This is a genomic window from Sphingobium sp. GW821-FHT02B05 (assembly GCF_059421905.1).
This window is the reverse complement of record NZ_JBWKVW010000006.1, coordinates 116953-133284: the sequence shown is the minus strand read 5'-3', so window position 1 is coordinate 133284 and position 16332 is coordinate 116953. Positions and strand designations below refer to the sequence as shown.

The 16332-nt window shown below is 63.8% G+C and carries 24 protein-coding genes; 21 read left to right on the top strand and 3 right to left on the bottom strand.

Translation table 11 applies throughout. The features are described from left to right. Nucleotides 1-25: 25 nt before the first annotated feature. The 12 genes from AC07UX_RS16865 to arsH all read left to right on the top strand — a co-directional run bounded on the left by AC07UX_RS16865 (nucleotide 26) and on the right by arsH (nucleotide 8757). The gene (locus tag AC07UX_RS16865) at nucleotides 26-637 is read left to right on the top strand and encodes a DUF6927 domain-containing protein (protein WP_495193120.1); all 612 of its coding nucleotides are present in this window, start codon (nucleotides 26-28) and stop codon (nucleotides 635-637) included. Further along, nucleotides 630-1553: a hypothetical protein gene (locus tag AC07UX_RS16860; protein ID WP_495193119.1), complete on the top strand. Its 924-nt coding sequence runs from the start codon at nucleotides 630-632 to the stop codon at nucleotides 1551-1553. The genes AC07UX_RS16865 and AC07UX_RS16860 overlap by 8 nt, the downstream gene beginning before the upstream one ends. Before the next feature lie 26 nt (nucleotides 1554-1579). Further along, nucleotides 1580-2026 (top strand): hypothetical protein, encoded by a 447-nt coding sequence (locus tag AC07UX_RS16855; RefSeq protein ID WP_416465993.1) that lies wholly within the window; start codon nucleotides 1580-1582, stop codon nucleotides 2024-2026. Nucleotides 2027-2269: 243 nt separating this feature from the next. Further along, the gene (locus AC07UX_RS16850; RefSeq protein ID WP_179563556.1) at nucleotides 2270-3217 is read left to right on the top strand and encodes a DUF2493 domain-containing protein; all 948 of its coding nucleotides are present in this window, start codon (nucleotides 2270-2272) and stop codon (nucleotides 3215-3217) included. A gap of 227 nt (nucleotides 3218-3444) precedes the next feature. Further along, the gene (locus tag AC07UX_RS16845) at nucleotides 3445-4077 is read left to right on the top strand and encodes a hypothetical protein (RefSeq protein WP_495193118.1); all 633 of its coding nucleotides are present in this window, start codon (nucleotides 3445-3447) and stop codon (nucleotides 4075-4077) included. A 488-nt stretch (nucleotides 4078-4565) separates the two neighbouring features. Then, a complete protein-coding gene (locus AC07UX_RS16840; RefSeq protein ID WP_056366854.1) occupies nucleotides 4566-4979 on the top strand; it encodes a single-stranded DNA-binding protein in 414 nt (137 codons plus the stop codon). A 101-nt stretch (nucleotides 4980-5080) separates the two neighbouring features. After that, a complete protein-coding gene (locus tag AC07UX_RS16835) occupies nucleotides 5081-5413 on the top strand; it encodes an ArsR/SmtB family transcription factor (RefSeq protein WP_021243482.1) in 333 nt (110 codons plus the stop codon). Between the two features lie 11 nt (nucleotides 5414-5424). Next, nucleotides 5425-5946 carry an arsenate reductase ArsC gene (locus AC07UX_RS16830; RefSeq protein ID WP_416466070.1) on the top strand — a complete coding sequence of 174 codons (522 nt, stop codon included), beginning with the start codon at nucleotides 5425-5427 and terminating at the stop codon, nucleotides 5944-5946. Then, nucleotides 5943-6377, top strand: a complete 435-nt coding sequence (arsC, locus tag AC07UX_RS16825) for an arsenate reductase (glutaredoxin) (protein WP_149523984.1) — start codon at nucleotides 5943-5945, stop codon at nucleotides 6375-6377. The genes AC07UX_RS16830 and arsC overlap by 4 nt, the downstream gene beginning before the upstream one ends. Nucleotides 6378-6380: 3 nt before the next feature. After that, a complete protein-coding gene (locus tag AC07UX_RS16820; RefSeq protein WP_179563559.1) occupies nucleotides 6381-6917 on the top strand; it encodes a GNAT family N-acetyltransferase in 537 nt (178 codons plus the stop codon). Then, complete coding sequence (gene arsB / locus AC07UX_RS16815) at nucleotides 6914-7981, top strand: ACR3 family arsenite efflux transporter (RefSeq protein ID WP_179563560.1); 1068 nt, start codon at nucleotides 6914-6916, stop codon at nucleotides 7979-7981. Before AC07UX_RS16820 ends, arsB begins: the two co-directional genes overlap by 4 nt. A gap of 11 nt (nucleotides 7982-7992) precedes the next feature. Then, nucleotides 7993-8757 (top strand): arsenical resistance protein ArsH, encoded by a 765-nt coding sequence (arsH, locus tag AC07UX_RS16810; RefSeq protein WP_495193117.1) that lies wholly within the window; start codon nucleotides 7993-7995, stop codon nucleotides 8755-8757. A gap of 32 nt (nucleotides 8758-8789) precedes the next feature. Here the strand turns inward: arsH and AC07UX_RS16805 are convergent, their stop codons facing one another. Continuing rightward, a complete protein-coding gene (locus tag AC07UX_RS16805; RefSeq protein ID WP_495193116.1) occupies nucleotides 8790-9218 on the bottom strand; it encodes a thermonuclease family protein in 429 nt (142 codons plus the stop codon). A gap of 28 nt (nucleotides 9219-9246) precedes the next feature. Further along, the gene (locus AC07UX_RS16800) at nucleotides 9247-9471 is read right to left on the bottom strand and encodes a hypothetical protein (protein ID WP_179563561.1); all 225 of its coding nucleotides are present in this window, start codon (nucleotides 9469-9471) and stop codon (nucleotides 9247-9249) included. Nucleotides 9472-9914: 443 nt separating this feature from the next. Between AC07UX_RS16800 and AC07UX_RS16795 the strand changes: the two genes are divergently transcribed. Next, on the top strand, nucleotides 9915-10079 hold the full coding sequence (locus AC07UX_RS16795) for a hypothetical protein (protein ID WP_021243491.1): 165 nt from the start codon (nucleotides 9915-9917) through the stop codon (nucleotides 10077-10079). A 49-nt stretch (nucleotides 10080-10128) separates the two neighbouring features. Further along, a complete protein-coding gene (locus AC07UX_RS16790; RefSeq protein ID WP_495193115.1) occupies nucleotides 10129-10662 on the top strand; it encodes a hypothetical protein in 534 nt (177 codons plus the stop codon). Nucleotides 10663-10772: 110 nt separating this feature from the next. On the opposite strand, the gene AC07UX_RS16785 is transcribed toward AC07UX_RS16790, so the two are convergent. Next, nucleotides 10773-11150, bottom strand: a complete 378-nt coding sequence (locus AC07UX_RS16785) for a hypothetical protein (RefSeq protein WP_495193114.1) — start codon at nucleotides 11148-11150, stop codon at nucleotides 10773-10775. Nucleotides 11151-11424: 274 nt separating this feature from the next. On the opposite strand from AC07UX_RS16785, the gene AC07UX_RS16780 reads away from it, so the two are divergent. The 7 genes from AC07UX_RS16780 (at nucleotide 11425) to AC07UX_RS16750 (ending at nucleotide 16316) form a co-directional block, all read left to right on the top strand. Next, the gene (locus AC07UX_RS16780) at nucleotides 11425-11820 is read left to right on the top strand and encodes a DUF3768 domain-containing protein (RefSeq protein ID WP_495193138.1); all 396 of its coding nucleotides are present in this window, start codon (nucleotides 11425-11427) and stop codon (nucleotides 11818-11820) included. A gap of 53 nt (nucleotides 11821-11873) precedes the next feature. Beyond that, on the top strand, nucleotides 11874-12167 hold the full coding sequence (locus AC07UX_RS16775) for a DUF7673 family protein (protein ID WP_495193113.1): 294 nt from the start codon (nucleotides 11874-11876) through the stop codon (nucleotides 12165-12167). A 287-nt stretch (nucleotides 12168-12454) separates the two neighbouring features. Then, nucleotides 12455-12634 (top strand): hypothetical protein, encoded by a 180-nt coding sequence (locus AC07UX_RS16770; RefSeq protein WP_489000542.1) that lies wholly within the window; start codon nucleotides 12455-12457, stop codon nucleotides 12632-12634. A 13-nt stretch (nucleotides 12635-12647) separates the two neighbouring features. Continuing rightward, entirely contained in the window at nucleotides 12648-13412 is a 765-nt protein-coding gene (locus tag AC07UX_RS16765; RefSeq protein ID WP_495193137.1) for a ParA family protein, read from the top strand. Continuing rightward, entirely contained in the window at nucleotides 13412-14347 is a 936-nt protein-coding gene (locus AC07UX_RS16760) for a ParB/RepB/Spo0J family partition protein (protein ID WP_495193112.1), read from the top strand. The genes AC07UX_RS16765 and AC07UX_RS16760 overlap by 1 nt, the downstream gene beginning before the upstream one ends. Nucleotides 14348-14653: 306 nt before the next feature. After that, nucleotides 14654-15190, top strand: coding sequence for a mobilization protein (locus AC07UX_RS16755; protein ID WP_495193111.1), 537 nt, complete (start codon nucleotides 14654-14656; stop codon nucleotides 15188-15190). Further along, a complete protein-coding gene (locus AC07UX_RS16750) occupies nucleotides 15183-16316 on the top strand; it encodes a relaxase/mobilization nuclease domain-containing protein (RefSeq protein ID WP_495193110.1) in 1134 nt (377 codons plus the stop codon). The genes AC07UX_RS16755 and AC07UX_RS16750 overlap by 8 nt, the downstream gene beginning before the upstream one ends. The last annotated feature ends 16 nt before the right edge of the window (nucleotides 16317-16332 follow it).

The following is a 16332-nucleotide window of genomic DNA, read 5'->3' as shown; positions in this document are numbered from 1 at the left end:
ACTCCCCAATTGCAGGAGATCCCTCATGGGTTGGCTCTTCATGCGCGATATGGATGGCTACGCCACTGCGCGCTCTTATCTCGACAACCAGTTCACTTATGCGCACGCGGATCATCGTCTCACGGTTCTCGCGTCTTCGATGGTCGGTTCGACCTATTACGCGGCGTGCGAACGGATCGAGGCGTCCGGCGCTCGGGCCGTCTTCGCCGTCGTGTGCCTGACCAAGCAAAGCACCGGCGCGCGCGACGGCTGTACGTTCGGCTACAAAGATATGACGGAAACGATGGGACCGTGCGAAAGCGACTGCCCCGCTGCAATTCTCGATGAATTGACCGAGACCGACAGCACCTACGCCTCCGAATGGCGCGCGCGCTGTCGTGCCAACCTGGTTCGCCGCAGGCTCGAACGCGCGAAGCCGGCCCCGAGGCCGGGACAGACCATCGTCTTCGACGAGCCCATTCGTTTCAATGACGGAGAAGATCGCGACCGCTTCACGGTCATTGCCAATCCGAAGGGCAAGGCACCGCTCTTTCGCGATCCCATAACCGGCGCCGTGTGCCGGATCGCAAAGTTCAAGACGCGCGCGTACCGGCTTATCAACCCGACCATCGTCCCGAAGGACTCGGCCGATGGTTGAGCGCGCGCCAGTGATCGCGGCTTGGGGCGCGGGCGTCGATTCCACCGCCATGATCATCGAGCTCGTCGAGCGAGGCGAGCCGATCGATATGGTGTTGTTCGCCGATACCGGATCCGAGAAGACCGATACCTATGCGTTCATTCCGGTCTTTCGTCGTTGGATGGACCGTCACGATGTCGCGTCCGAGATAGTCCGCTACGAACCGCGAAATTTCAAGCATTGGCCGCCCTATGATAGCTTGGGCACCAACATGCTGACCAACGCTACCCTGCCGTCCAAGGCATTTGGGCGGGGGTCGTGCTCGCTCAAATGGAAGGTGGCGCCGCAGGACAAATGGACGGCGCAATGGGCGCCCGCGATACGGTGCTGGGGAGAGGGCGGACGTGTCGTCAAACTGATCGGCTATGACTGTTCCAGTGCCGATCAGCGACGCTATGCGCATGCCGAGGGATATGCCGACCCTCGCTATGACTATCGGTATCCCCTTCGCGAACTGGGCTGGACCAGAGCGGATTGCGCTGCGCGTATTGAGCGCGCGGGCCTCCCTGTACCGCCCAAATCCTCATGTTTCTTCTGTCCCGCAATGCGGCCGCACGAGGTGGAGGCGCTCTCCAAGGATGAGCTTCGCACCATCGTTCTGATGGAGGCCCGCGCAAAACCGCGCTTGCGCACGATCGAGGGCCTTTGGCGCAAGCCCGTTGTCGGGCGCGGCGGGGCGTTACCGAGACCGGGCAATATCACCGCCTATATCCGTGCGCTCGGCCTTCTGGCACCGAGCGAGGTTGACGGGATCGTTGCCGATGCACCGCTCGCGCTGGTCGCCTTCCAGGCGGCGCAAGCGCGCAAACCCGTCGAGCAGCGCATGTCGATGGCGCGCTGGCTCGACGCATTCCACCGTGGTCAGTCCGCAGGCTGACCCCCTCACTAGCTACGGAGACTCTCATGGCCGATCGCGCTTCTGTCGCGATCCGCATCGGCGGATCGCTGTCCCCTGACCTCCTTCACGGCTTCTGCGCTGCCGTCGCGAGTGACGGCGCCTTCACGGATTGGGAGGGCACCGCGTTCGATCCGGACGATCTCGATACGAGCGTTCCCCTGTATCTGGCCGACCATGAGGTTGCCTGGGGCCGGTTCGAAGCGATCGAGACTTTCTGTGTCGATCATGCCCTTGTCTTCGCGCGCTGGGCTGGCGGCGCTCCCGGGGCGTTCGGCCCGGAGCGGGTGGTCTTTGACGGCACGACCGTCCGGCGTTTCAGCGCCTCGGACGATGACGAGATCCTGATCTCGGCGGAAACGGTGCGCGGTCTCGGCAGCTATGCGGCGGTGCTGTCGCATCTCGCAGCGGCGGAATTGGAGATACCCCCGTTCCGAATCGACGGCAGAGGCTGAGGGCAAAGCGAAACCGGTCTGTGTCGATACCTCCCCGCCAGAGGATGCCGCATATGGGCGCCCGCGAGGCGCTGGCAACCCGCGAACGGCGGGCCGAGTTGCCGTGTGCCACGGCTGCCCGCACCACCCCTTGTTCGCGAGTTTCCCTCGGCTGTGCCTCGGTGCCAGCCCCTCTTTTGCGAGCGCCCGGAGGATGCGCATCCGGCGGAGAGGCCGCCGGCACAGACAGAAAGGCTCGCTATCATGTCCACATCGCTTGCAGCCGCACTCGCGGCACTGGAGCTAGGGCACCTCGAACCCCGCGCTGAAGACCTCAGTGGCATGGCGCCGCCACCAACCGAGGCGCTGGAGCAGACCGTCACCGCAATCTGGAGCGATCTCTTCACGACGATGGGAAACACCACACTGGAGCGTGACATCGAAGACCTGGGCTGGGGCCTGGTGAACCTCTTCCACCGCGCCGCCGCCAAGAAACACGGACTGGTCGATCGGTTGACCGACGACATCCGCCTTCTCCTCGCCGAACAGGACGGCTCCGAAATCAGCACGGCCAATCTGGAGGAAAAGATCGATCTCGCCAAGAAGGTCGAAGAATCCGCTGGTGCCTTCGAGATCATGCGCGATGTCGCCGCCGCCCACTATATCCGGGAGACCGGGAGATCGTGGGTGCCATCGTCCGGCAACCGCATTTCGCTCGGGGTCACCGCCGGGATCGTCGATGGCCATGCCTTCCTGCGAGCTCGCCGCGAGCGGGCTCTGAACGCCAACACCGCGCAGGGTACGCCCGTTGTGTTCGCCGGTGGCCGCCTCACCTTCGCCAACGACGACGATATGAAGACGTTCGCCGATAACCTGCTGGCCACCCTCAACAAGGTTCGCGCCCATGTCGGCGACATGTATCTCGTACACGGCGGCGATATGAAAGGTATCGAGCGTCTTGCAGCGTCCTGGGCCGAGCAGAATGGCATCCAGCAGGTGCGGTTCGGTCTCGACCGGAAACTCGGGGATCGCGCGGGCTTCCGTCGCAACGAGCAGATGCTCTCGCTCAAGCCGCGGTTCGTGGTCGCCTTCCAGGGCAACGGCGTGACGGAGCGGCTTGTCATCGAAGCCAAGGCTCGGGGACTGCGTGTCGTTGATCGCCGCGGCCCATTGGGAAGCCCTCCTTCAGCTGCCCGTCGCGCTGCGGGCTGAAGCCGCGGGCCGCCGGTTTTCCGGCGGCCCTTTTTTCGCTGCGCTTACCGTCGTCCCCTGGAAATTTCCGCAGGCGAGAGGGGAGGGCGCCGAGGCCGTTTTTGGTGTCGCTGAGCAGCACTGGAACCCATCGGCCGTTTTGGCGGCCGGGGCGCGGTTCAGAGTCCACCAGCCAACCGCGTTGCCGACGCTGCGCCGGCTGCCGCCCTACCACGAACTAGAGAGAGATGATGATGATGCGCGATTTGCATGATGAGGAACTGCGCGCTCTGCTGGCGTTCCGGCAGCGTCACGGGCGCTGCTGGAAGGCCGCGCTGCTGCTACGCTGGTCGGCCGGCACCGACACCGATGAACCGGGTTCGGCACATCTGCGCCATCTGCGCAATATCGCAGGGCCGCGCTGGTTGATCGGGCTTCCTGCCGCAACGCTCGATGACGCCGCGCGCCGTTTCGCCGGGATCGCGGATCCGGCGCTGATCGCCACTTTCATGGCGAATGCTATGGGATTTGCCCGCGGTGCGGCGGGTAGCGTGGAGATCGCCCCCGCGAGTGCCGCACATTCGCTGGCGATCGCGATCGAACTCGGCCTCAAAGCCTTTCTGATGAAGGTCGGCTATGCCGACGACTGGAACCGTGTCCATATTCGGCATGACCTCGAAAAGGCCCTGGCGCTTGCGATGGAGGCGGGCCTGTCCGACCTGCCTGCGGAATTGCCGGAACTCGCCGCGATCCTTTCGCCGGCCTATCGCCGCCACCAGATCGACGCCTTGTTCCGGGCCGGAGCATCACCCTTCGATATGGCCGACGCCTCTCACTGCGTCGATCGTCTCCTTGCCGTGATCCGAGCGCAGATCGCGTGACGGCGCACACCGCATCATCCTGTGCGCGGTTCGAAAAGGCGCTCGCCAATCCATGAAGCCGGGGATGGGCGGGCCTGAAGCGTACCGTGCGTCAGACGGCCATTATGTCTGTTGCCGTGAGCGTTGCCTTCGCTTCGCTGCGGACGACAGTCCAAGGTGGGAAAGGCGCTGACGGCCGGTTGTGGGGTCTCTGCCTGGCGGGGACATGCCGCGGCGATAGGGCAAGGTTTCTGCACCGGTTCCTGGGTTCATAGAACCAAAGCCACCATCCCTTCTTTTTGACCTGATCCCTAAGTCGGTCGTTCGGTCCTTCCAACCCGCTCCCCTTCGGGCCGAGTTGCCGTGTGCCACGGCTGCCCGCACCACCCCTTGTTTCGGGGTTCCCCTGCGCGGCTGACGCGCTCCGGTGGAAGCATCGCCCATGCCCGCCTTTTTCGGGGGTCAGTCGAAGGGACGGTCCCTTCGGCACCCAAAAAAGGAACCTCGACATGCAGAACCTCGTCATCCTCGCCGGCAATGTCGGCGCCACGCCGGAAGCCCGCACCACCCAGGGCGGCACCAAGATCACCCACTTTAGCCTCGCGACCTCGCGGCCCAAGCGCGACAGCAACGGCAAGATCGTCAAGGACGACAATGGCCGGCGGATCGAAGATACCGAATGGCACCGGATCACCTGCTTCAACGGCGTCGGCAAGACCGTCGAACAATATGTCGACAAGGGGATGAAGGTGATGGTGCGCGGCCGCATCCACTACACCCGCTGGACCGACAACGAGAATATCGAGCGGTACGGCGTCGAGATCATCGCCGACGAGGTGACCTTCCTCACCCGCGCCAAGCCCGCCAGTGGCGACCAGGGCGGCAATGACAGCTCGGTCGATGACGACGAAATTCCCTTCTGAAACCCGCGAAGGCCCGGTGGCAGCAACCACCGGGCCTTTTGCTGTGTCGGCATTCCTCTGCAGGGCTTGTCAGAAATCCATATATCCAATATTATCGATATATGGACAATGATTCTGCTATCAGCGCACTGGCGGCGCTTGCCCAAGGCACTCGCCTCGATGCGTTTCGCTTGCTGGTGCGTCATGAGCCCGATGGCCTGGCCGCCGGCGAAGTCGCCCGCCAGCTCAATATCCCCCAGAATACGATGTCATCGCATCTGGCCGGGCTGGCGCGTGCGGGCCTGATCCGTGCCGAGCGCCACAGTCGCCAGATCATCTACCGCGCCGACCTCGATCAGCTCAAGGCGCTGACCCTGTTCCTGGTCAAGGATTGCTGCGGGGGCAGGGCGGAACTGTGCGAGCCGCTGATCGCCGAGCTTGTTCCCTGCTGCTGACGGAGCCCTGCATGCCCGACCGTATTTATAATGTCCTGTTCCTGTGTACCGGAAACTCGGCGCGTTCCATTCTTGGCGAAGCGGTCATGAACAAGCTCGGCGAGGGGCGTTTCAGAGCCTATAGCGCCGGGAGCCAGCCAAAGGGGCAGGTCCACCCAATGGCATTGTCGGTGCTTCAGGGGCTCGGCTTCGATACCACCGATATGCGGTCCAAGAGCTGGGATGAGTTTGCCGGTGCCGGTGCGCCGCAGTTCGATTTCATCTTCACGGTCTGCGACAATGCAGCCGGAGAGACCTGTCCGGTATGGATCGGCCATCCCATGACAGCGCATTGGGGCATTGAAGACCCTGCCGCGATCGAGGGCGAGGGGCAACGCGAGGCCTTCCTGCAGGCGCTGCGCTATTTGCAGAATCGCATTGCGCTGTTTCTGGCGCTCCCGATCTCGAGCCTCGATGACATGGCGATGCGGCGCAAGCTCAAGGACATCGGACAGGGCGAAGGCGCGAGCGCCAAGGCGGAGGCGAGTGAATGACCGTGGACATCATCATCTACCACAATCCCGAATGCGGGACGTCGCGCAATGCGCTCGCGATGATCCGCAACGCCGGGATCGAACCGCATGTGGTCGAATATCTGAAGACGCCGCCTTCACGCAGTCAACTCGAAAGCCTGATCGCACGCGCCGGGATCGGCGCGCGTGCCTTGCTGCGCGAGAAGGGCACGCCCTTTGCGGACCTCGGCCTGGGCGATGAAGGTCTTTCCGATGCGGCGCTGATCGACGCAATGATGGCCCATCCCATCCTCATCAACCGTCCGCTCGTGGTCTCGCCGCTCGGCGTCAAGCTCTGCCGCCCTTCCGAAGCGGTGCTGGAACTCATCCCCGCGGCCCAACGCGGTGCTTTCGCCAAGGAAGACGGCGAGCAGGTCGTCGACGCTGCCGGTAACCGCGTCACGGCAGGCTGAACGATGGCAGCGTTCACGGTCCGACCGGCGGTCCTCGCCGACGCGCCGGCGATCGCCGCCATCTACGCCCATCATGTCCGGGAGGGCACCGCCAGCTTCGATACCAGCCCGCGCTCGGTGATGGAGACCGAAGCCAAGATTGATGCATGCTTGGCGAAAGGCTGGCCGTTCCTCGCCGCCCAGCAGGGCGGCCATGTTGTCGGCTATGCCTATGCCACGCAGTTTCGCGATCGGCCTGCCTATGCATCGAGCTGTGAGAACTCGATCTATATCGATCCCGGGCATCAGCGCCGAGGTGTCGGAAAGGCGCTGCTTGCTGCTCTGCTGACACAGGCCGAGGTGGCAGGATTTCGCCAGATGATTGCCGTCATCGGCGGGGGTGAAGCGGCATCGGTCGCCCTCCATGCCAAGCTCGGCTTCGAACATGCAGGCACGATGCGGTCGGTGGGACGCAAGTTCGGACGCTGGCTCGACACCATCTACATGCAGATCGCGCTGGGCGTCGGTGACGCCGCCCCACCGCTCAAGGAACCGCAATGACCCAGACCCGTCGACCACGGCTATCCTTTCTCGATCGCTATCTCACCTTGTGGATTTTTCTGGCGATGGCCCTGGGCGTAGGCCTTGGCACGAGCATCGAGGGTCTACCTGCCGCGATCAACGGCCTGTCCTGGGGCACCACGAATATACCGATCGCGATCGGCCTCATCCTGATGATGTATCCACCGCTGGCCAAGGTTCGCTATGAGGAGCTGCCGCGCGTCTTCGAGGACAAGCGGGTGCTGGCGATATCGCTTGTCCAGAACTGGATCATCGGCCCGGTGCTGATGTTCCTTCTGGCCGTCATCTTCCTGCGCGCCGAGCCAGCTTATATGACGGGTCTCATCTTGATCGGGCTGGCCCGATGCATCGCGATGGTTATTGTCTGGAACCAGCTTGCCAAGGGCGACAATCAATATGTCGCGGCGCTGGTGGCGTTCAATTCGATCTTCCAGATCCTGTTCTTCAGCCTCTATGCCTGGTTCTTCCTCGCCTTCCTGCCGCCCTTGTTCGGGCTGGAGGGCAGCGTCATCAACGTCAGTTTCTGGATCATCGCGCAAGCGGTCGCGGTCTACCTCGGTATCCCTTTCCTCGCGGGATATCTGACCCGGAAGGGTCTCGTCGCGGCCAAAGGGCGCGACTGGTACGAGGGCGTATTCCTCCCGAAGATCGGTCCGGTCACGCTCATCGCCCTCCTGTTCACGATCGTTGCCATGTTCAGCCTGAAGGGCAGCGAGATCGTCACGCTCCCGGGGGATGCCGTCCGCATCGCCATCCCGCTGACCATCTATTTCGTTGTCCAGTTCTCGATCAGCTTCTTCATGGGCAAGCTTATCGCCAGCGACTATCCACGCACGACGGCGGTGGCTTTCACGGCTGCGGGCAATAATTTCGAACTGGCCATTGCCGTCGCGATCGCCGCTTTCGGGCTGGCGTCCCCGGTCGCTTTCGCAGCCGTCATCGGCCCACTGGTGGAGGTGCCAGTGCTGATCCTGCTGGTGAATGTCGCCTTCTGGTTCGGTCGCCGCTGGTTTCCTGATACCGTGCCCGAGCAAGGCCGATGAGCGAGGACATCATGGCCTTTGAACGCCTGCGCCAGCTATCCGAGCCGGATTATCTGCCGGCTCTGAAGATGGCATTTGCCCGCCGAAGGCCCGCGCTTGGGCTCGGCCCGAACGATCCGCCGCCACGCATTCTTCTCCTCTATGGCAGCTTGCGCAAGCGATCCTACTCGCGGCTTGTGGTGGAGGAATCTGCGCGGCTTCTCCAGTTTTTCGGATGTGAAACGCGGATATTCGACCCTTCTGATCTGCCGCTTCCCGACCAGGTCGAAGGGGACGACCACCCGGCCGTTGCCGAACTACGGGCGCATTCCTTGTGGTCGGAAGGACAGATCTGGTGCAGCCCGGAACGGCACGGGCAGATCACCGGTATCATGAAGGCCCAGATCGACCATCTGCCTCTGGCGTATCAGGGCATGCGCCCGACACAGGGGCGGACCCTTGCTGTGATGCAGGTCAGCGCGGGTTCGCAATCCTTCAACAGCGTCAACACTCTGCGCATCCTTGGCCGCTGGATGCGCATGTTCACGATCCCCAACCAGTCGAGCGTGGCCAAGGCGTTCGCCGAATTTGACGATGACGGCCGCATGAAGCCGTCGAGCTATTATGATCGCATCGTCGATGTGGTCGAGGAGCTTGTACGCTTTACCGTCCTGCTGCGGCCGCATGGGGATCAACTCGTCGATCGCTATTCCGAACGGAGCGAAGCGGGCATTCAAGTCGATCCGACGAACGACCTCTCGTCGATCGCAATCGCGCCCCAAACCGTACAGGGATGAGCCGTTGGCATGCGGCAGGCCATCAGGCCCTGTCAGCGGCAATGGCCTGCCGCATAGCGCTGCCATCGCAGCACTGTACCTGTCGCGATCATGGCGCAACTCAGGTCGCCGATCCCCGGCGCAGAACACCAGGCCCCGGTGCGATCCCCTTTCGCGTTGCCGGTTGACCGGCATTGGAGCCTCGGGCCAGTGACAAGGATATGGCCGGTGCCGCTTCGGCCCCTGGCGCCGCCAAGCAATCGGACCAGCGCGTCCCGCGCGGCGATCCCACTGGCGCGCGGGCAGGGTTGTCCCCACCGGCATGAGCCGTCGATTTCGCGTGCCGCTATTCCGCCAAGCCGAATCCGTGGTCCCTCCCGGCACCAGACCGGTCCGTCACCGTCCCACACCCTGATGGGCGTGCAGGCGAACATCTGCCCGGCGGGGACGGTCGCGACAGCGAGAAGCAAGGCTATGAGCATCAGCGATGGGATCGGGACGAGGTGTTCGTCATGCGTCGGGGAAGAGCGGCAATGTCCCCGCTATCGCGGCGGGCTCGTCAGCGAGAATATCATAGCAGCGCAAACGGACCGCCAGATGCCGGGCCAGTTGCGCTACCGCACGCCGCCGTGCGGCCGCGTCACCGCAGCGAATATCCGTCACCAGTGCCGGCTCGGCGGTTGCGAGCGACACCTCGAGATGGAGGGCTAGGCTATCTTCATCGACTCGGAGCATGAGAGAAACATAGAACAAAAAAAGAACATACGGCAAGAGGCCACCCTCTATCCCGGCCTGCCGATCATCTTGGCAAGCGGCTATAGCCATGTCCTGGCCGACGAAGGAGCCAGCGGGTTCGCACTGCTCAACAAACCTTATTCGATGGATGAGCTCTCCAGCATCCTGCCCAAGACCGCGCGATCTGCGCAAGAGCCGACCCTGGAGACATTCTAGAAAGGTCGGTGCGAAGCCCAAATCCTGGCGTCAGGCGGGTCCACCCGCTCTTTGAGGCGCAATCCTTGGTCCGGCCGGCGGCCTTATGCGATCAACCCGTAAAGGGTCCGGTCGCTTGCGCTACGGCTTTTTGGCCGTTGGCAAAAAAGTGATCGCGGCCACCGGCCGAACACATCGGGCGCCAGTCGAGCGGGGATGAACCCGCCGGCTTGGCAAGGAGCCTCGATATGTTCACCGACATCAAGATTGCCCGCCTCCACGCGCTCGGCCTCTCCAGAACCCTCATGATTGCAACGATGGTCATCGGGATCGGTACGCAGTTCGCGGTCATCACCGCCGACGAGTTCGATGGCGACGTCGCGGTCATCAATGAATATGATCCGTTCAGCTGAAACCTTCAGGCGGGGGCCTTCGCCCCCGCCCTTATTGTGCGAGTGCTGATTGGACGATCTTACCGAGGAAGCGAGCCCGCATTTCATCCACTCGACCCTGCGTGAGCGCATCGTGGAGCATGTCTTTGTCGGGGACGCGCTGCGCCGCCTGTGGCAACTGGGTGTGACCGACGTCGAGGTGCTACGCTCCGAATTCGACGCGGGCGGCTATGATCTGGTCATGGCCCGCGACCGCTTGACCCGCCATATCCAGTTCAAGACCAAAATCGTCGGCGGCAAGACCGATGAGGTCAAAATCAGCCTCAAGCTGATGGAGAAGCCGAGCGGGTGCGTCATCTGGATCGTGGTGACGCCGGACCTCCTCTTCGACCATTATCTGTGGTTCGGCGCGGGGCCAGGCGAGCCTTTGCCGGACATTAGTCCGTTTGCCGTCGCCAAACATAGCAAGGGCACGGCGGAGGGCGAGAAAAATGAGCGGCCGAACCACCGCAAGGTGCGGATATCGAGGTTCGAGAAGGTCGCCAGCCTGGACGAGATATTGCTTCGTTTGTTCGGTGATCTCGATGATGCAAAGGGGGCTTGAGCGGGGAGGGCGGCTCCGGCTGCGCCGGACCGGGCTCTAGGCGAAACGCCCCGAGCCCCGTGCCGGGTCTCGGCCCATGCGGGTCACGATCCCTGCCGTGGGGCAGGCCGTCAACGACGCCCTGGAATGACCAGGTCTGCGGCATTCGCGACAGGGGCTGGTCGCCCATGGGCGAGATGCGCTGGCGGGCATAGGCCCAGGCCATCGCGCAGCGTCGCGGCGTCGAGCAGGATCCGCCACGGTTCGCCATGCCGCCGGGCGGCAAGGTAGAAGGTCGCGCCATCGCACGCGACCATCCGGCATCGTTCCTGGCGATCGATCAGCGACGCACTTGCGCCATAGCGGGCGACCAGATCGTCCAGATCGGCGCGCATCAGGGCGCCGCAGCGGCGGCACTGGGTGCGAACCTGGATCTGCAGCCGCTGCATCATGCCCACGCTCGATGTCCAGCGCGGCCAGAGGGCAATGATCCGGGCGGTGTCTGTCATGATCGAGGGGATAGCGAAGCCCTTAGTCGCGCGTCCAGCAGCACGTCCGAAAAGTCGGCCATGCCGTTCGATTTTTCCTATTACCGCTACACCGATGGTTCCTTTCTGGCTTGGCGTCCTCGCCGCGGCACTTGCCAGCGCAAGCCCGATGCCGGGCTTCTCCACATCCGTTGCGACCCTGCGGGTGCGCGGGCGCGCTATGCCCCGGCGGTCCGGTCGCCTGTCGAAAGGCCCCGATCGGCGGGGTCTGACACAGATCAGGAAGTCGAACGTCATGGCCGACCCCCAGAATGACAAAGTCCTATCCGCAGACCAGCGCGTCGCGACCATCGCGCGGCTCAATGATGCTCTGCGCCAGTCCATCCATAGCCCGGGCGTCAACCAGGTGGTCATGACCGCCGGCGTCGCCGACCTGATCGGCGATACCAGCCTGTTTCGTGGGTTCCAGCGTCGCGCCGAATTGCTGCGCACCGTGCGCGACTATGACGCCTTTGGTCCCGACGTCGATCCCCATGGCGAGCGTGATTTCGGGCGCTTCGAATTTGCCGGCCAAGCCTTATACTGGAAGATCGACTATTATGATCGCGCGCTGACCTATGGATCGCCCGATCCGACCGATCCCGAAGTCACCACCCGCGTGCTGACGCTGCTTCTCACCCACGAATATTGAGCTATCATGGCCCCGACCCTGTCGGGGCCACCTTTTACCGAAAGGATTCGCAGATGAGCGAGCCTGTCATCCAAGCCCTCGACCGGCTTTTCGATCTGGCCGCCTCGGACACGGGGCAAGCGCGCCGCGCCGCGAATTTCCTGCTCGCCTGGTGGAATGCGCAGGACAATGGCGGGTTCGATCTTGCCGACCTGTTCGGTGTCGACCATGCGGTCGCCGCCGACATGGCCGTCGTGTTCGTCTATCTGGGCAGTCATCACGGCGCGATCTATCCCGACCAGCTCGGCTATGAGGACAAGATCGTCGCCCTTGTCCACCAGTGGCGGTTGCGTGAGGTCGCCGACTGACCATGGCGTCAGCCGCGAGCGCTGATCGCGTCGCGCCAACCGAGCCCGCTGGCATGGCCGCCGGGCTGCGCACAATGTCTCACCGAGCGATGGTGACACCGGCCATCCCCCTGACCGGGGGGATAGCCGAAAAGTCTGCTTGAGCAGACTATCGCCGGTGCCGTCTGACGCCCATCGGGTCTTGCTCCCCGGCACGAGAGGGGAGGCTGCGCGGCGAGAGCGGCCGCGTTTTGCTGCGCGGTGAGGGGACCGACCGGTTTCCCTGGAACATGCCAAGGAGACCCGCCGTGGCCGACTATTTTTCGCGTCATCCAGACCATGCGTTGCTGTTCGCATTCGTCTGCTTCGTCATCACCGTCTACCTGTTCCGTTATGTCGGACCCGGCATCGGCGGTGGTGGCGACCGGTCGTCGCGCGAGCATTATGAGCGCAACCTGCGCGATGGTCCGCACGACTATGAATCCTGACGGCGCGGCGGCGATGCGAACGATCGTCGTCAGCCTGCTCAAGGGCGGGGTCGGCAAGACCTTTCTCGCAACGCACCTTGCCTGGTATCTTGCCGAGCAAAGCGGCAACCGGGTCGCGTTTCTCGACCTCGATCCGCAGGGCAGTTCCACGCGCCGGCTCGCCGGCGAGCGGACCGGGTGGTTCGCAGCGGACCTGTTCGATCCCGAGGCGCGGCTCGACCTGAGCGATGCGCCAGGCATCACGGTTTTCGCCGCCGACCCGCGCCTGCAGATGGTCAAGGCAGCCGCGGATGTCCGCGACTTCCTCGGCCGGTTTCCCGCACTTGGTGCCCATTTCGATCATATCGTCATCGACACCGGTCCCAAATGGGATGAGCTCACCTTGAGCGCGATGGCGGTGGCCGACGCGGTGATCGCGCCGGTTCAGGTCGCCGAGGATTCGATCGAGTGCGCTAAGATGCTGCTCACCGCGCTCAAAAAAGCGGAAGGGGCGAGAGGCGGGCGCAAAGTCGATTTTCTCGGGCTGTTGCCCTCGATGGTCAATCCGTTCGACCGGCGCGAAATGGACAATGCGGTCAAGCTCGCCCGCGCCGTCGGCGAGAAACTGATGTTTCCCGCCTTCATCAAGGCGCGACCGACCTACAAGCATTCGGCCGAACACCACCATCCGGTCTGGCGCGAAACAGGCAGCGGCGCGAAAGCGGCTGCCGACGAAATCCGACCGATTCTGGCCGAGATCGTTCGCCGGATGGATGACCGCCGCCTGAGTGCGGCGTGATGGGCAAGTTCGATCAGCGCGCCGAAGAGTTCGGGCTGCTTGTCGGTCTCCACGACAGCGCGCGGCGCGTCGAGGATCTGCCGCTCGACTGGATCATCGCCGACCCCGAAAACCCGCGCCGCGTGTTCGACGAGACCGAGCTCAAGGATCTTGCCGCTTCGATTGCAGCGCGCGGCGTCCTGCAGCCGATCATCGTCGCCCCGAAAAATGGGGACGGGCTTCACGTCATCCGCGTCGGCGAGCGGCGCTTTCGGGCATCGCGCCTTGCCGGGCGCGAGACTATTCCGGCGATCGTGATGGCGGTGGTGAACCGGGCCGACACGCTCGCCGATCAGATCGTCGAGAATGACCAGCGCGCGGGCCTGACCCCGCATGATCTTGCGACCGGCATCGAACGGATGCTGGCCGCCGGCGTCACCCAGGCGGAGATCGCCCGCGCGCTCGGCCGCTCGAAACAGTTCGTGTCGCTCTATGCCGCCTGTGCCGATATGGCGCCCTGGTTGCGGGCAGCGATCGATCAAATGCCGATCCGGTTGCTTTACGACCTCCACCGTGCTGCCCGCACTCATGGCGACGCGGTGCGCGCCTATGTCGAGCGGCTCGGCGATGAAAGCGTGACCCTGGCGGAGGGCGGCCGGTTTATCGCAGGGCTCATGGCACCCGAGGTTCCGCCTGATACCGGGTTACGTGACGTGCCTGCCCTCTCAACTGGGCAGGGCACCGAGCGCGCTGCGCCAAGCAGGCCGGTGCGTGCCGGTGCGGGCCTGCGGTCGATGTTCGGCGCAGAGGTGTCTTTGCAGCCCAAGCCCCTCGATGCGGTTCGGGTGACCCTGGACGGGCGGACAGGACGTTTGATCCTGCCCGAGCGGGTCCGAGTGGTGTTCGACGACGGCGAGGAGATCGAAGCGCCCGTTGCCGATATCGTTATGGGGTAAGCCATCGGCGGGGCGGGGCGGGGCGGGCGCTCACTCATTCACCCCTCACTCCGCGTAGAAACGATCGAGCTTTTCAGACAGTTTTGGCAGCCGCGCCCCTTCTTCAGGGGCGCGGCTGTCTTCATTTTCGCGGATCGGGCGGATTGGACCGCTCGGAAATATTCTGCCTTTTTGTAGATGTCAGATTGGATGAGAAACCCGGCTTGAAGATGGGCAGAGTCTGCTTGAGCAGACTATAGGACGAGTGGTTTTAGGTGAGGGCCGGATAGGCTTGGCGCCGTCATTGTTAAACAATAGCAATGGGGTGTGGCGTTTTTTGGCCTCCGTCTGCCCGATGATCTCGCGGCGCGCTTCGATGCTAGGGCGACTGCCGCCGGCGGTCGCTCAGCGCTCCTGCGCAAGCTGATCGACGGTGCGCTTGAGGACGCCGGGGACAGGTCGAACGAGACGGCTTCGACTCGAACCCGCAAGACTGACCGGCTGCAGCTTCGGCTGTTGCGCGAGGATATTGAGCGGCTCGATGCGGCCGCCGATGCGCGCGGGCTAAAACGCACCGAATGGCTCGTCATGCTGTTGCGTCGGCGGCTTCATACACATCCGCTTCCACCGCGCGCCGACCGGGTACAGATCGCGCAGTCCTGGCGCGAGCTCAACCGGATCGGCATCAATCTCAACCAGGCGGTCCATGCCCTTCATGCCGCGACCATGGTGGATTCGCGTCTCGATCTGGCGCGCGAGGCCGCGCGCGTCGCCTCCTTCCGCGACGAGGTGGCCGACCAGCTGCGCGCGCTTGGCCACGCTCTCAAAGGTGACCTGACCTATTGGGATACGCCCGATGACTGAGGAAGATGATGGCGTCCTGCCGCTCCCCAGTCTGATGGAAGCCTGGCGACCGCCGACCGGGGGCAAGCGCAGCCTGCGCGGGGCGACGCTGCGGATCCGCTCGGGTGGTGGCAAGGGCCGGGGCGGAAGCGCCGCTGCGCCGATGTTGTCGCCGGCCGAGGCGCGCGCCAAGCTTGAGCGGATCGTGCGCAAGGCGCCCGAGGTCATGGTCAAGATCTCGGGCAAGCAGCGTGGCGCCAGGCACCTCGCCGAACATTTTGGCTATATATCGCGGCATGGGAAGCTCGAGGTTCGCAGCAGCGAAGGCGAGATCATCACCGACGAAAAGCGCTTGAAGGCGATCGCAGCCGATTGGGACATGCTCGATCAGGCGATGAACCTTCATGGCAAGGAGCGACCGACATCGATGTCGATGGTGTTGTCGATGCCCGGCGGTACGACCGATGCCGCGACCATCCATGATGCCGTCCAGGCGTTCGCGCGCGTCGAGTTCGAAGGGCAGTTCAGCTATATGGTAGCGCTGCACACCGACACCGCTCACCCCCATGTCCATCTGACCGTCGCGACCCAGGGTGCGGACGGGACGCGGTTCAATCCGCGCAAGGCCGACCTTCATCATTGGCGCGAGAGCTTCGCCCATGAGTTGCGTCAACGCGGTATCGCCGCCGAAGCGACGCCGCGCCGTGCGCGCGGCCATGTTCAGAAGCGGGTGCGCTCGCCGGCGCACCATCTGGAGGCAAGGACAGCGGGGCAGGGGAGGGATTTGGATCTCAACCGGCTGATCGAAGAGCGGGCGCAGGCGTTCGCACGGTCACAGAACCCGGAGCGTCGGGTGGAGGACGTGCTGGCGCTCGGCCGCCAGAAGCAAATCCGGGGGGCTTACGCAGATGCCGCGGCAGCGCTGGCGGCGACCGGAAAGGACGAAGATCGAGCGCTGGCCGAGGATATCGCAGGGTTCGTGGCCGATATGCCGGCGGCGGTGTCTCGGCGGCTGCAGAGGGCGCGGGAGATCATGATCGCCGATCGGAGTTCGGCGGCAGCGGACAGCCGCAGCCGTAAATCAGATGCTCTGCCCTCGGCTGAGTCGGACAAAGATATACGCAAGCCCCCTGATCGCGAGCGCTAAGGACGTGGATAAGTTG

What these genes read in the sequence shown, in the direction of transcription:
- AC07UX_RS16865 (WP_495193120.1), top strand. Translation starts at nt 26, where the DNA reads ATGGGTTGGCTCTTCATGCGCGATATGGATGGCTACGCCACTGCGCGC.
- AC07UX_RS16860 (WP_495193119.1), top strand. Translation starts at nt 630, where the DNA reads ATGGTTGAGCGCGCGCCAGTGATCGCGGCTTGGGGCGCGGGCGTCGAT.
- AC07UX_RS16855 (WP_416465993.1), top strand. Translation starts at nt 1,580, where the DNA reads ATGGCCGATCGCGCTTCTGTCGCGATCCGCATCGGCGGATCGCTGTCC.
- AC07UX_RS16850 (WP_179563556.1), top strand. Translation starts at nt 2,270, where the DNA reads ATGTCCACATCGCTTGCAGCCGCACTCGCGGCACTGGAGCTAGGGCAC.
- AC07UX_RS16845 (WP_495193118.1), top strand. Translation starts at nt 3,445, where the DNA reads ATGATGATGATGCGCGATTTGCATGATGAGGAACTGCGCGCTCTGCTG.
- AC07UX_RS16840 (WP_056366854.1), top strand. Translation starts at nt 4,566, where the DNA reads ATGCAGAACCTCGTCATCCTCGCCGGCAATGTCGGCGCCACGCCGGAA.
- AC07UX_RS16835 (WP_021243482.1), top strand. Translation starts at nt 5,081, where the DNA reads ATGGACAATGATTCTGCTATCAGCGCACTGGCGGCGCTTGCCCAAGGC.
- AC07UX_RS16830 (WP_416466070.1), top strand. Translation starts at nt 5,425, where the DNA reads ATGCCCGACCGTATTTATAATGTCCTGTTCCTGTGTACCGGAAACTCG.
- arsC (WP_149523984.1), top strand. Translation starts at nt 5,943, where the DNA reads ATGACCGTGGACATCATCATCTACCACAATCCCGAATGCGGGACGTCG.
- AC07UX_RS16820 (WP_179563559.1), top strand. Translation starts at nt 6,381, where the DNA reads ATGGCAGCGTTCACGGTCCGACCGGCGGTCCTCGCCGACGCGCCGGCG.
- arsB (WP_179563560.1), top strand. Translation starts at nt 6,914, where the DNA reads ATGACCCAGACCCGTCGACCACGGCTATCCTTTCTCGATCGCTATCTC.
- arsH (WP_495193117.1), top strand. Translation starts at nt 7,993, where the DNA reads ATGGCCTTTGAACGCCTGCGCCAGCTATCCGAGCCGGATTATCTGCCG.
- AC07UX_RS16805 (WP_495193116.1), bottom strand. Translation starts at nt 9,218, where the DNA reads ATGCTCATAGCCTTGCTTCTCGCTGTCGCGACCGTCCCCGCCGGGCAG.
- AC07UX_RS16800 (WP_179563561.1), bottom strand. Translation starts at nt 9,471, where the DNA reads ATGCTCCGAGTCGATGAAGATAGCCTAGCCCTCCATCTCGAGGTGTCG.
- AC07UX_RS16795 (WP_021243491.1), top strand. Translation starts at nt 9,915, where the DNA reads ATGTTCACCGACATCAAGATTGCCCGCCTCCACGCGCTCGGCCTCTCC.
- AC07UX_RS16785 (WP_495193114.1), bottom strand. Translation starts at nt 11,150, where the DNA reads ATGACAGACACCGCCCGGATCATTGCCCTCTGGCCGCGCTGGACATCG.
- AC07UX_RS16780 (WP_495193138.1), top strand. Translation starts at nt 11,425, where the DNA reads ATGGCCGACCCCCAGAATGACAAAGTCCTATCCGCAGACCAGCGCGTC.
- AC07UX_RS16775 (WP_495193113.1), top strand. Translation starts at nt 11,874, where the DNA reads ATGAGCGAGCCTGTCATCCAAGCCCTCGACCGGCTTTTCGATCTGGCC.
- AC07UX_RS16765 (WP_495193137.1), top strand. Translation starts at nt 12,648, where the DNA reads ATGCGAACGATCGTCGTCAGCCTGCTCAAGGGCGGGGTCGGCAAGACC.
- AC07UX_RS16760 (WP_495193112.1), top strand. Translation starts at nt 13,412, where the DNA reads ATGGGCAAGTTCGATCAGCGCGCCGAAGAGTTCGGGCTGCTTGTCGGT.
- AC07UX_RS16750 (WP_495193110.1), top strand. Translation starts at nt 15,183, where the DNA reads ATGACTGAGGAAGATGATGGCGTCCTGCCGCTCCCCAGTCTGATGGAA.